This is a genomic window from Bordetella sp. N (assembly GCF_001433395.1).
Classification (GTDB): domain Bacteria; phylum Pseudomonadota; class Gammaproteobacteria; order Burkholderiales; family Burkholderiaceae_B; genus Bordetella_C.
In genome coordinates, this window is sequence record NZ_CP013111.1 from 3506296 (window position 1) to 3519789 (window position 13494).

General features: G+C 62.8%; 11 protein-coding genes. 6 read left to right on the forward strand and 5 right to left on the reverse strand.

The annotated features are described in order from the left end of the window. Positions 1–25: 25 nt before the first annotated feature. The 3 genes from ASB57_RS14915 to ASB57_RS14925 all read right to left on the reverse strand — a co-directional run bounded on the left by ASB57_RS14915 (position 26) and on the right by ASB57_RS14925 (position 3698). A complete protein-coding gene (locus ASB57_RS14915; RefSeq protein WP_057652938.1) occupies positions 26–1228 on the reverse strand; it encodes a pyridoxal phosphate-dependent aminotransferase in 1203 nt (400 codons plus the stop codon). A 170-nt stretch (positions 1229–1398) separates the two neighbouring features. Beyond that, positions 1399–2682: a 2-hydroxycarboxylate transporter family protein gene (locus tag ASB57_RS14920; RefSeq protein WP_231755147.1), complete on the reverse strand. Its 1284-nt coding sequence runs from the start codon at positions 2680–2682 to the stop codon at positions 1399–1401. A 590-nt stretch (positions 2683–3272) separates the two neighbouring features. Continuing rightward, positions 3273–3698, reverse strand: coding sequence for a MarR family winged helix-turn-helix transcriptional regulator (locus ASB57_RS14925; protein ID WP_231755148.1), 426 nt, complete (start codon positions 3696–3698; stop codon positions 3273–3275). Positions 3699–3812: 114 nt separating this feature from the next. Here ASB57_RS14925 and ASB57_RS14930 point away from each other — a divergent pair, with 114 nt between their 5' ends. Beyond that, positions 3813–5327, forward strand: coding sequence for an FAD-dependent oxidoreductase (locus ASB57_RS14930; protein ID WP_057652940.1), 1515 nt, complete (start codon positions 3813–3815; stop codon positions 5325–5327). A gap of 90 nt (positions 5328–5417) precedes the next feature. On the opposite strand, the gene ASB57_RS14935 is transcribed toward ASB57_RS14930, so the two are convergent. Beyond that, positions 5418–6215: an IclR family transcriptional regulator gene (locus ASB57_RS14935; RefSeq protein ID WP_369822694.1), complete on the reverse strand. Its 798-nt coding sequence runs from the start codon at positions 6213–6215 to the stop codon at positions 5418–5420. Positions 6216–6300: 85 nt separating this feature from the next. Here ASB57_RS14935 and ASB57_RS14940 point away from each other — a divergent pair, with 85 nt between their 5' ends. Genes ASB57_RS14940 through ASB57_RS14960 form a run of 5 tightly spaced genes read left to right on the forward strand, consistent with a single transcriptional unit; the run spans position 6301 to position 10689 of the window. Then, positions 6301–7722, forward strand: a complete 1422-nt coding sequence (locus ASB57_RS14940) for an amidase (protein ID WP_057652941.1) — start codon at positions 6301–6303, stop codon at positions 7720–7722. 43 nt (positions 7723–7765) lie between these two features. Continuing rightward, positions 7766–8728 carry a tripartite tricarboxylate transporter substrate binding protein gene (locus tag ASB57_RS14945; RefSeq protein WP_057652942.1) on the forward strand — a complete coding sequence of 321 codons (963 nt, stop codon included), beginning with the start codon at positions 7766–7768 and terminating at the stop codon, positions 8726–8728. Positions 8729–8733: 5 nt separating this feature from the next. Continuing rightward, positions 8734–9660, forward strand: coding sequence for a glyoxylate/hydroxypyruvate reductase A (locus ASB57_RS14950; protein WP_057652943.1), 927 nt, complete (start codon positions 8734–8736; stop codon positions 9658–9660). Positions 9661–9684: 24 nt separating this feature from the next. Continuing rightward, complete coding sequence (locus ASB57_RS14955) at positions 9685–10314, forward strand: FMN-binding negative transcriptional regulator (RefSeq protein WP_057652944.1); 630 nt, start codon at positions 9685–9687, stop codon at positions 10312–10314. A 6-nt stretch (positions 10315–10320) separates the two neighbouring features. Beyond that, a complete protein-coding gene (locus ASB57_RS14960; protein WP_057652945.1) occupies positions 10321–10689 on the forward strand; it encodes a nuclear transport factor 2 family protein in 369 nt (122 codons plus the stop codon). On the opposite strand, the gene ASB57_RS14965 is transcribed toward ASB57_RS14960, so the two are convergent. Next, positions 10671–13349: a GAF domain-containing protein gene (locus tag ASB57_RS14965; protein ID WP_197424720.1), complete on the reverse strand. Its 2679-nt coding sequence runs from the start codon at positions 13347–13349 to the stop codon at positions 10671–10673. The genes ASB57_RS14960 and ASB57_RS14965 overlap by 19 nt on opposite strands. Positions 13350–13494: the final 145 nt, after the last annotated feature.

Sequence of the window (13494 nt, forward strand, 5' to 3'; positions counted from 1 at the left end):
TTGAACCTGCTCGAACGAGGTCCGGTCAGGTCAGGACACGGCAAGCTTCAAGAATGCGTTGGCAGGCCTTTTCGATGATTTCCATCGATGTGGCGAAGGAAATGCGGAAGGCAGGTGAAACGCCGTAGGCGGCGCCTTGCACGGTGGCAACCTTGAATTCGTCCAGCAGGTACATGACGAAGTCGCTGTCGTTGCCGATTACCTTGCCGGCAGGCGTGCGTTTGCCTATGAGGGCCGCGCAGGACGGATAGACGTAAAACGCGCCAGCCGGTGTCGGGCACGTCAGCCCGTATTGGCCGTCCAGTTTTCGCACGATGTAGTCGCGGCGGCGTTGATACTCCGTGCGCCAGGCGTCGAAGAAATCCAGCGGCGCCTGCAAGGCGGCGATCGCCGCGGCCTGGCTGACAGCCGCGGGATTACCGCTGGTTTGCGACTGTAGTTTCTCCATGGCCTTGATGAGGTCGCGCGGTCCGGCGGCGTAGCCGATACGCCAGCCCGTCATCGCGAAGGTCTTGGACACGCCGTTGACGGTGAGCGTGCGATCCGCCAGTTGGGGATTGACCTGAGCGAAGGTCGCGTAGGGCACATCGTCGAAGCGAACGTGTTCGTAGATGTCGTCCGTCAATACGCGTACGTGCGGATGACAGGCCAATTCTTCACCCAGGCCGCGCAGTTCGTCTTCGGTGTAGATGGCGCCGCTGGGATTGTTGGGCGAATTCAGGACCAGCCACTTGGTGCGCGGGGTAATGGCGGCGCGCAACTGGGCTGGCGACATCTTGAAATTGGTCGCGGCATCGGTCGGTATGAATACCGGCTTGCCGCCATTGAGCTTGACGATGTCGGGATAGGAAACCCAGTATGGCGCCGGCACGATCACTTCATCGCCGGGGTTTACCGAGCAGGTGAATGCGTTGTACAGCACCTGCTTGGCGCCGGCGCCGACCGACACTTGATCGGGGGTAACCTGCAGGCCGTTTTCACGGGCGAACTTTTCGCAGATCGCACGCTTCAAGGCCAGCGTTCCATCGACTGCGGTGTAGCGCGTCTCGCCGGCCAGCAGAGCCTTGTAAGCCGCTTCGATAATGAATGGCGGCGTAGGGAAATCAGGCTCGCCGGCAGCCATATTGCAAACATCCTGCCCCTCGGCGATAAGCGCCTTGGCACGATTCATGGCCGTGATACTGGGCGACGGCTGAATCAAGTCCAGCCGATCTGCTATCCATTGCATGACGTTAGATCCTAGTGAGATGTTGGGCCGTACTGTGCGGCGGGCTCAATAGGATCGTCAATGGAATAATCGGCGCCGATCAGATTCCACGAAGGAATCTGATCGGCGTTCTCCCTATGACCGAACTGCGGTAAATCCTGAGATGGTTCTGCGAGCGTGCGAGAAAACCCCTACGACCACCAGCGCAGCGCGATCAAGGCCAGGGTGACGGTGATTGCTCCGCCGATGCGCGTCGCCACCTGCGCGAAGGGCATCAGTTCCAGGCGGTTGGCCGCCGTCAATATCGCCAGATCGCCCGTGCTGCCCTGGCCGCTATGGCAGGCGTTGACCACCGCTGCTTCCACGGGATACATGTTCAGCCATCGCGCCGTCACGAAACCGCTGGCCATCAACGTGGCGACGGTGGCCGCGATGGTGATCAGGTTGGGCACGGTGAAGGCGCCGATAAGCTCCTGCCACGGGGTCAGCGCGACACCCACCGCGAACAACAGCGGATAGTTCACGCAGGTCGCGAAAAATCGATAGACCCGATACGCGCCATTCTCCATGTCCGGCGGCAACAACCTGCCCACTTTCAGAAGCACGGCGAACAGCAGCATCAGCACCGGCGCGGGAAAGTGGTATAGCTGCTGGACGACATATCCGACCATGTACAGGCATACGGCCAGCATCGTCGCTACGCCTACCGTCGCCACCTCGATTGGGCCCGATGCGCTGGCTTGTGTCATGACGACGGACTCACCTGAGATGGGCGCACCAGCCTCCAGCTTCACCAGCTTGCCGTTTCCGGTCAGCGACGGATAACGCTTGCCCACCGAGTCCAGCAAGCCCGACATCAAGATGGCGCTCAGGCTGCCCAACATCACCGCCGGCAACACCTGTGCGAACAACAGTCCCTGCTCATGGCCCAGTACCGCGGCATAGCCGATCGACAGCGGAATCGCCCCCTCGCCCACGCCACCCGCCATGATGGGAACCACGATGAAGAAGAAAGTCTTCCACGCGCCTATGCCCAGCAGCGTTCCCACCAACGTCCCGACGATGGCCGCGCACACCGATCCGATACCCAGCGGCACCACCACGCGCAGAAAGCCCTGTATCAACACGCGCCGGTTCATCCCCAGAATGCTGCCGACGATGATGGTGGCGATACACAGATAGAGAAAATTGCTCTGCTTCGTCCAGCTGGTGACAGCGTTGGTGAATTCATTCGGCAGCACGCCGTAGTACACCAGCGCTGAAGGAATGAAGGTGGCGAAGATCGATGCCCCGCCGAACTTGCGCACGAAAGGCGTGCGCTTGCCGAGCTCCGCGCACGCGAAGCCGCCAACGGGCAACAACATGATGGCCGTCACGATATCCCCCGGCACCTTGCGCAAGGCATACAGCACCGTCAGCACCACCACCATCATCACGAACAGCGGAACCGGAATGATGCCGATACGCCAGGACATGAGTGTCCACCAGCCCGACCGCGCCGTATCACCATCCTTGTCCACAACCCTGCCCAGGACTGACGCCCCGGCTACCACTTGTGTGCTTTCCACGCTTTCCATACCAGTCTCCAAGCTGCATCTTTTTTTAATAATTCCGGGCCATCCGCATTGGCCAGGAACGACCATACGCACGTCTCAAGAGCGTCAAAAGACCATATAAGCTCCGCCAAATTTTTCCGAGTGCACATCGAGATATCGCAGTGGTGGCGCCCTCGACGCTACGCTGCGAACACGCATCTCTTTGCATCAGACGTTGCGTGCCGCGCTAGACGACGGGTTTGCGTGAGCAGAATGTCCTCGCGCGTACCCACGCCCCCCGCTGCCATGCGCAGGATGCCTGAGGGATGGGCACTCAGCAATTCGTCGTTGCCGCATTGCGGCAGGCGCGCGTGCGTCGTCAGCAGGGGCGGGAACGCGCAAGGCCCGGCGCAACTACCTGCCAGGTGTTAAGGAAACGGCGCGATGTGACATGACCAACGGAGATCATGCGTACAGAATGTGAACGGGCTGCGAAGCAGCCCGTTTTCCGTGCATCCGAGTCAGCCGTGCTACTCGGTCTCGTCCTGGTTGACGCCTTCAAGACCGTCCGCGAATCTGCCCATGAGCTGGATGAGCGACTTCACATCGTCCTCTTCCCAATCCTGGAAGATCGCCCGGCCCATGCGCTCGCGCGCGGCATCGATCGCGTCGGTCATGGCTTTGCCCTTGGCGGTCACCGTCACGTGCCGCACGCGGCGGTCGATGGCACCCGGCTCGCTCTGCGTCAAGCCCAGACTTTCCAGCTTGCTTACCTGACGACTGACGGTGGTGTAGTCGCGGCCGACGCCGTCGGCGAGTTCGCCCACGCCGATGGGGCCTTTACGCTCGATCCGCACCAACAGCGGAAAGAGCGCGCGATCCAGCGTGATGCCCGCCGCGCGCACCATCGCCTCGTCGTTCTGAGGACGGTTCAGCACGACAGCGATGCGGATCATCGCGTCGTGCAGCGACCTTAGGTCCCGGCGCGATATATGTGTATCTTGCACTCTTTTCGGTTTTGTCATAGCATGCTCTCAATTATGTGCATCATACACTCAATAGGAGCCGTGATGACCTCGACCACTTCCCCTGATGTCCTGATCTGCGGCGCCGGCGCGGCGGGTCTCACGCTCGCGATCGACCTTGCAAGACGCGGTATTCGCGCCCGCATCATCGAAAAGCAGCCTAGCCCCTTCCAGGGTTCGCGCGGCAAGGGTATCCAGCCGCGCACCTTGGAGGTGTTCGAGGACCTGGGCGTGCTCGATCGCCTGGTGGCGACCGGCGGCTCCTACCCGCCGCAGCGCGTCCACGCAGCAGACGGCAGTTCCGTCGACTCGCCCATGATGGCAACCGCGCCCGGCACACCCGCGGAGCCCTTCCAGCAACCGCTGATGCTGCCGCAGTTCCTCACCGAACGCATCCTGCGCGAACGGCTCGCCGAACTGGGTGCCCACGTGGACTTCGGCTGCGAGCTGGTCGCTTTCGAGCAGGACGACGCGGGTGTCACGGTGCAACTGCGCGGCCCGCAGGGTGATGAGGTGCTGTGCACGCGCTACCTGGTGGGCGCGGACGGCGGCCGCAGTTTCGTGCGCAAGTGCCTCGGCATCGACTTCCCCGGCAAGACGCTGGGTGTACGGGCGGTGGTGGCCGACGTGGTGCTGACCGGCCTGGACCGCGACGCATGGCACCGCTTCCAGGACGGTGACCCAAAGCGCCAGTTGGCGATCTGCCCACTGGCGGGCACCGACTTGTTCCAGGTACAGGCGCCCATTCCCCCTGATATCGACGTTGACCTCTCCGCGGCCGGGCTGGCCGCGCTGGTCCGCGCGCGTACGGGCCGCGATGACATCCAGGTGCACACCGTCCATTGGGCCTCGGCCTACGAGATGAACGCGCGCCTGGCCGACCGCTACCGTGTGGGCCGCGCCCTGCTCGTCGGCGACGCGGGGCATATCCACCCGCCCACCGGTGGTCAGGGGCTGAATACCAGCGTGCAGGATGCGTACAACCTCGGTTGGAAACTCGCCGCGATAGCCGGCGGCGCAGCGGACGAACTGCTGGACACCTACGAGGCGGAACGGCGCCCCGTCGCAGCGCAGATGCTGGGACTGTCCACGCGCCTGCTGGACGAGGCCAAAGCCGGACAGATGCGGCGCGGACGCGAGGTGCAGCAACTCGATATCGGCTATCCCGCAAGCGCGTTGGCGCTGGAGCACCCGGCGCGTTCGGCCGGTGTACACGCCGGCGATCGCGCGCCGGACGCGCGCTTGATCGGCGCCGCCGGGCAGCCGCGGCGTTTGTTCGACCTGTTCCGTGGGCCGCATTGGACCTTGCTGGGTTTCGGGAGCCACAGCGCGGACATAGCGCCGCGCGCGGGTCTGCGCATACACCGGATCGGTGAGACCGACGAATTGCGCGATGACGCCGGACATTTCCGCGCGGCCTACGCGCCCAGAGACGGTGAATGGACGCTGGTGCGGCCAGACGGCTACATCGGCGCGATCATCGCCGCGCAGGACGTGAGCGAACTCGAAGACTATCTCGTCCGCTTGGGACTAGGACACGTGGGCACGACGGCCTCATAGGCACTCGTCACCGGCAACGGCGACATGCCGTGCCTTGCCGAGCCAAAGCCACAGGCACAGCCAAAGCCACACCCACACCCACACCCCCAATCACGCAGCGTGCAAGGCTGCAGCCGTCTTGAACAACGCGGGAACCAGCTCCGCCTCCACCCGCTTCGTCGAGTAGTCACCCATCGACGTGGCGACGCCGATCGCCACTTGCGCGCCCGAGGACACGGTAGCCAGAATGGCGACCGCGATCTGGTGCATATGAACCTGGTGCTCCGTGATCACATAGCCGTTGGTACGCGCCCGCGCAATTTGCGCCAGCAGCGTTTCCAGATCAGTCGTGGTGCGCGGCGTGAAAGCCAGCGGTGGCTGACGCTTGAAAATCGCACGCAGCTCATCGTCCGATGAAGTGGTCAACAACATGCGGCCACTCGCGTTGGACCAAGCCGGCAGACGCCGGCCCGGAAGCATTTCCGCCAGGGTCAGCTCATGACTGGGCAGACGCAGCAGGTAGACCATGTCGTCACCCCGCCGCACACTCAGGTTGACGGCCAGGCCGAACTGGTCGCGCAGCGTCGCAAGATGCGGCGCGACCTGTGCGATCAATGGATCGCCCTTCAAATACGAATGACCGAGTTCGACCGCCTTGGACGTCAGGCGCAGGCGCCGTGATGCCGGCTCGCGCACAAGGTAGCCCAACTTTTCCCAGGTATAGACGAAGCGCTGGGCGGCGCTCTTGCCCAGGCCGGTCATGTCAGCCAGTTCGGTCAGGCCAAGGTCGCCAGGCTTGCTGGCGAAGGCTTCCAACACGCGCATGGCGCGTTCGACGGCGGCCACATATAGCGCGTCTTTCTTCTCCGCGCCGTCGCCGCTCGCGTCTTCGTTCATGACATCGCTCACGGGTTTTCCTCCATTGCTGGCGCAACACGCCCATCGGTAGAATTACTATACGATAGTTTGTATCGTATGTCAATACTTAGCCCAAATGCACACTGAACTTTGCGATCGGCCGGCAACGGCACTCCGGCAGGAAATCCAGGCTGGCCACCTTAGCGCCCGAGAACTGATGGCCGCGCACATCGACCGCATCAGCCATTGCAACCCCCAGGTCAATGCGTTGGTAACGCTGGACCTTGAAACGGCATTGCGGAATGCCGCAGCTGCTGACGAGCGCCAGGCGCATGGCGACCCTCTGGGGCTGCTGCACGGCCTGCCTGTCGTCCACAAAGACTGCTTTCTGACCCAGGGCATGCGCACCACCCAGGGCTCGCCGCTATACCGCGACCACATTCCGGCATTGAGCAGCCTGCTGGTACAGCGCGAGCAGGCGGCTGGCGCCATCACCATGGGCAAGAGCAACATCCCGGAATTTTGCGCGGGCTCGCACACGTACAACACGCTGTTCGGCGCCACGCGCAATCCCTATGACCTGAGCAAATCCGCTGGAGGAAGTAGCGGCGGCGCGGCGGCCGCGCTGGCCTGCGGCATGACGGCACTGGCGGACGGCAGCGATATGGGCGGCTCCCTGCGCAATCCCGCCTCCTTCTGCAACGTCGTGGGGCTGCGGCCTTCACCTGGCCGGGTGCCGCAGTGGCCCTCGCTCAACCCTTCCAATGCGTTGACGGTCGTGGGTCCGATGGGCCGGACCGTGGCGGACGTCGCCTTGATGCTTGCCGCGATGGCGGGTCCGGATGCGCGCGATCCCTTGTCCATCGAGCAGGACCCGGCCCGCTTCCTCGGTTCGCTCGAAAGCAGTACCGCCGGCCTGCGGGTGGCTTTCGCGCCGACGTGGGGTGGCTTGCCCACGGACGACGCCGTGCTGCGGGTAATCAACGCGCAGGCGCCCGTATTGCAAAGCATGGGGGTGGAAGTCATGGAGGCGTGCCCCGACTTCTCACTGGCCGATGAAGCGTTCCAGACCCTGCGCGGCGTCGCCTTCGAGCTGGCCTACGGCGAGCTTGAAGCAAGTCAGCCGGAAGCCTTCAAGGCCCATATCCGGTGGAACATCGGCGTCGGCCGCGACGCCAGCGGCCGCGACGTGGCCCTGGCGGAAAAGGTCCGCGCGGCGCTGTTCCAACGCATGAACGTATTCATGCAGTCCCATGACTTCCTGGTCGGGCCAGTCAGCCAGGTGGCGCCCTTCCCTGTCGAGTGGGAAACCGTAGAAGCCATCGGCAATACGCCGATGGCGAACTACATCGACTGGATGCGTTCGGGCTACTACCTGTCCTTGACGGGCCATCCCGCCATCTCGGTGCCTTGCGGTTTCACCGACGACGGCCTGCCGGTAGGCCTGCAGATCGTCGGCCGCTACCGCCAGGAAAGAGCATTACTCGAATTCGCCCATGCTTTCGAGCAAGCAGTTCCCTGCGGACGGCGCAGACCGCCCCTGTTGAGACACATATGAATCGCCGATCTTTGCTTCCATAACCCCTGCCTAGGATCCACGTATGAAGTCCATCATCAGAATTGCGGCCGCTGCAATGGCCATTCTTGGCGCCGCGACCGCTTACGCGCAAGACTATCCGACCCGACCCGTCACCCTGGTCGCCCCGTTTCCCCCCGGCGGATCGACCGATGTGCTGGCTCGCCTGATGGCCACGCACCTGGGCGCCCGCCTGGGCCAGGCCGTTGTCGTCGAAAACAAGCCCGGCGCCAACGGTGCGATCGGCGCCGCCTACACGGCGCGTGCGCAGCCCGATGGCTACACCATCCTGCTGATGGGCAGCTCGTCATACACGGTCAATCCCCTGCTTTACAAGAACCTGGGGTATGACCCGCAGACGAGTTTCGAGTACCTGGGAATTGCCGGCGGCACGCAGCTCGTCATCCTTACCAATCCGACGACAGGTCTGGCGACGGTCAAGGACATCGTTGCCAAGTCCAAGTCCGAAGGCTTGAACTTCGGTTCCTTCGGAACGGGATCGCTGCCGCATATCGCCGGCGAATCCCTGGCCCAGAAAACCGGCGCGCGCCTGCTGCACGTGCCTTACAAGGGCAGCGCGCCGGCGATGACGGACCTCATCGGCAACCAGATTCCCCTGACCATCGAGACCATGGTCGCGGCCATCCCGCAGATTCGCGGCGGCAAGGTCAAGCCCATCGCAGTCCTTGGCATGCAACGGGCCACCCAGCTGCCGCAGATTCCAACGGTCCAGGAAGAAGGCGTGGCGGATTTCAACTTCGAAACCTGGTTCGGCATCGTGGCGCCCAAGGGCACACCGCCGAAGGTCGTCGAACGCCTGTCCAAGGGTATCCAGGACATGATGAACGACCCGGCCACGCGTGAAGCGCTTGCCGCGGCCGGTTTCGACGCCCGCTATTCGGACGCGAGCGTGTTTCGGGATCAGGTGCAGCGGGAGCTCAAGCGCAATGCGCACATCATCAGTACCGCCAATATCAAGACGGATTGAGGCAGATGACGCACATCGCATTGCTTAGCCAGACCTCCAAGCTGGAATACCTTGGCCCGCTGTTGCAGCAGGCCGTCCCGTCGCTCCGGTATTCGGTCTGGCCCGATCCCGCCTGCCTGGACGCCGAGGTGGCGGTGTGCTGGAACACGCCACCCGGCCTGTACCAGAGAATGACCCGCCTTCGACTCGTGCACAGTATTGCCGCCGGCGTCGACAACATTCTTCCCGGCGCGGCCGCCGCCAGGCTGCCGGTTTGCCGGGTGGTGGACGACGACATGACGCGCGGCATGGTCGAGTATGTGTCGTGGGCGGTGCTGTACTTCCATCGCGCTTTCGATCTGGCGCTGCGCCAACAGAAAAGCCGCAGCTGGATCCGGCCCGCGCTGCGCCATCCCGCCGATTGCCATGTTGGCATCATGGGCCTGGGCAGCCTGGGCAGGACGGTGGCGGGAGTGCTGCAGCGCCAGGGTTATCGCGTCAGCGGCTGGGCACGCAGTGCCCATGTCATCGACGGTGTGCGGACCCATGCAGGGCCGGCGTCCTTGCCGGAGTTCCTTTCCGACACGGAGATCCTGGTCAACCTGCTGCCCTTGACCGAAGACACCCGCGGCATCTTGAACAGCGGGTTGTTCGCGCAACTACCCACCGGGGCAGCGCTCGTGGGCTGCGGCCGTGGTGAGCATCTGGTCGTCGATGACCTGCTCGCGGCGCTCGAAGCAGGCAGACTGCGCGGCGCCGTTCTCGACGTGTTTCCCGAAGAGCCGCTGAATGTTCAAAGTCCTCTTTGGGACAGGCCTGACGTGGTGGTGACTCCGCATATGGCGACGATGGCATCGCCCCATGCCGTGGTCCAGCAAGTGGCTGAAAACATACGCCGTTTGCAGCAAGGCGAAGCGCTAAGAAACGTGGTGGATTCCCATCGCGGTTACTGAACTCCTATCTTCACGTTGGCTCAGATGTACACACCCAAACCCTACGAGAATCACGATCGGGACGAGCTGCATGCGTGCATGCGGCAATGGAGCTTCGCCACGCTCGTCACTCACGGCAGCGCCGGCAGCCAGGCGACTCATCTGCCCTTCCTGCTGGAATCCGACGCAGGCCCGAAGGGGACCTTGACCACCCATCTGGCCAGAGCGAACCCGCAGCTCGCCGATTTGCAGGCTGGCGCGCCGGCGTTGGTGATCTTCCAGGGGCCGCACGCATACATTTCACCCAGCTGGTACGAGAACCAGTTGACCTTCCCGACGTGGAACTATGCGGCGATCCATGCCCGCGGCGTGCCGCACTGTATGGAAGACCCGGAAGACGTGCTCGCCGTTCTCAACCGCACGGTGAAGCAGTACGACGAACCGCTGGGGGGAAATTGGCGTTTCCCCGAAATGCCGGCCACGCTGACGGCCTCGCGCCTGAAAGCCATCGTCGCGGTGCGCATCCCTATCGACGACTTGCAAGGCAAGTTCAAGTTCAACCAGGACAAGTCCCCGGCCGACCGCCAGGGCGTGATCAACGCCCTCGCAAAATCGGCCGCCCGCGGCGATCAAGCCACCGCGGAGTTCATGCGGGCACGCGAACTAACTCAATGAGATCCTATGATTACTGAAATTTCGAAAATCGAAGCCGCCGTCCAACTTTATTTCGATGGCCTGTACGAAGGCAGTGTTGAGAAGCTCGCGCAAGTCTTCCACGAAGGCGCCACGCTCTTCATTCCCAAGGAGGGGAAACTGGTGGCGCTCCCCGTTCCCGAGTGGTTCAAGCGCGTCGCGGCGCGACCCGCGCCGGCGGCAAGCAAGGCGTCACGGGATGACGCCATCCTGCTGATCGACCGTGTTGGCGAAGCCAACGCCATGGTCAAAGTGAGGTGCATGCTGCCTCCCACCACGTATACCGACTATCTCAGCTTCATCAAATTCGATGGCCGCTGGCAGATCGTCGCCAAGAGCTACTGCGAGATCGCTTGAGCGCCCAGCATGTCGCGCAACTTCGCCGCGAGCGCTTCGATGGCGAACGGCTTGGTCATCATTTCCATGCCGGAATCAAGGAAGCCCGCACGCACGGCCGCGTTTTCCGCATAGCCGGTGATGAACAGGATCTTCAGCCCCGGCCGCGACTGGCGCGCGATTTCCGCGAGTTGGCGGCCGTTCATTCCTGGCAGACCAACGTCGGTCACCAGCAGGTCGATTCGTTTATTCGATTCAAGGATGGGAATCGCGGCCAGGGCGTCCACCGCCTCGATCACGCCGTAGCCAAGCTCGTCCAATACTTCAGTGACGATCATCCGGACAGACGCGTCATCCTCGACGACCATGACCATTTCACCGGCCCCCAGCGGCGTCACCTCGCCATCAGGAATCTCCGCCACATCCAGCATGCCATTACGTCGTGGCAAGAAGAGTTTGACTGTCGTGCCCGTTCCAAGCTCGCTGTAGATCCGCACATGCCCACCGGACTGCCGGGCAAAACCATAAATCATCGACAGGCCCAGCCCCGTGCCCTGCCCCAGGGGCTTGGTCGTGAAGAAAGGCTCAAAGGCCTTCTCGACGGTGCTCGCCGACATGCCGGTACCCGTATCCGTCACCGACAGAACCACGTAGTCGCCCGGCTGCAAATCGGCATAGTCGCGAACATACCGCTGATCGAGCTGCGTGTTGCTCGTTTCGATAATCAGCTTGCCGCCCGCCGGCATCGCATCGCGCGCATTGATACTCAAGTTGAGCAGCGCGCTCTCCAGCTGATTCCCGTCGGTATAGGCTGACCACAGCCCAGGATCCAGATGCACTTCTAGCGCGACCTGTTCGCCCAGGGTCCGATACAGAAGATCCTCCATGCCGGCGACCAGCATGTTCACGTCCGTGGACTTGAGGTCGAGCGACTGGCGGCGGCCGAACGCGAGCAGACGCGACGTCAGCGCGGCGGCCCGCTGCGCGGAAGTGTTCGCCATCTCGATATAACGATCGACGCGGTCCATGCGGCCAAGCGCGATGTGGCGCTGAACCAGATTGAGCCCGCCGATGACGCCGGTCAACATATTGTTGAAGTCGTGCGCGATGCCGCCGGTAAGCTGGCCCACCGCCTCCATTTTCTGAGCCTGCCGCAGCGCTTCTTCCGCGCGCATCAATTCCGCGGTGCGCTCCGCCACACGCTGCTCCAGCGAATCATTGAGAGTACGCAATGCGGCAATCGCGCGATCCCGCTCCGCTTCAATACTGCGGCGCTCTTCGACATCGATGACCACGCCAGGAAAACTCAGCGGTGTTCCGTCCGGCCCATGATCGACATGACCGTTGGCTTCGATCCAGTAATAGCGGCCATTCGCACGACGGACTCTGTATTGGTAAGCATACGGTCCGCCACGCTTGACGACATCACGGATGGCCTCGGCCAGGCCTGCCTGATCGTCTGGGTGAACTGTCTTGACGATTTGCGCCAGGGGAATCCCCTTGCGGCCAAGGGCCGGATCGAGCCCGAACGCATTGGCGAACCCTTCATCGACCGTGAATTGATCGCTGGGCAGGTCCCAGTGCCACGTGCCGATGATCGCGCCGGCGGCCAGGGCAAGTTGCACGCGCTCCGCATTCTCGCGTGCATTTGCTTCGCTGACACGGAGCCGGTCCTGCGCTTCGCGACGCGCGGTGACATCGTTGAACAAGATGGCAATCTGACGATCCTTGGGATCGCCGACCCGCACGGCGCGAACATCGAACCAGCGCTTGAACGCCTCCGCATAACTCTCGAAGTTGGCCGGTTCGCCAGTGCTGGCGACATGGCCATAGGTATCGAACCAGAACTGCTCCAGATGGGGAGCGAACTCGGTGACCCGTTTTCCGCGCAGGTCTACGCCCGCCTGCCGCTCGAAGGCGGGATTGATCTCGACGAAGCGATAGTTGATGGGCTTGTCGTTCTGGTCATACTCCACCTGCACGATGGCGAAGGCCGCGTCGATGGTTTCCACGATCGTCTGGAAGCGATCCTTGGCCTGCTTCAGTTCAACCCGGCTGAGTTCCAGTTCGCGCACCAGGTCGCGCGACGCGGCAAGGTCTGCTTCCACCTTGGCGATCTGGCGCTCGTTCGCGATGCGCAGCGCCTCTTCGGCTTGTCTACGCTCGATGACCAATCCGGCGGAGCGGGCAACGAAATTGATCAGCTCGATGTCGTTGTCGCCCGGTTGGCGCGGGTTCTGATAATAAAGCGCGAAGGTGCCGAGCAGCTTGCCCGCACTCGACCTTACCGGCGTCGACCAGCACGCTCGCAGTCCATATGAAAGGGCGATATCACGATAGTCGGCCCACAAAGGGTGGGTCGCGATATCCGAGACATAGACCGGCTCGCCACTGAACGCAACGGTGCCACACGAACCAACGCCTGGCCCGACGCTGATGCCATCGATCGCTTCGTTGTAGCTTTGCGGCAGGCTCGGCGCGGCGCCGTGCCTGAGACGCAGCCCGTCTTCGTCGAGGATAAGAATCGATGCGAGAACCTTGGTTTCCGACAGATCTTCCACGGCAAGCGTGATTGCTTCGAGCGTTTGATGCAGCCCGGTACCACCCATCGCAAGTTCGAGGATGCGGGCTTGTGCCCGCGCCAACTCGGCGGCGCGGTCTTTGCTCGAAATGACGGTCAAACGAAACTCCGTGAAGAACGGACCCCGGAACGAGGCTGAGCGATTTTATCGTAAGCCGATACCGTGCCTGCCAGCTTGAGTCGGTATCGTCGCAACGTTGCCGATAAGCACAGCTCGCGTATTGGGCGCCGTCATTACGGAAGAG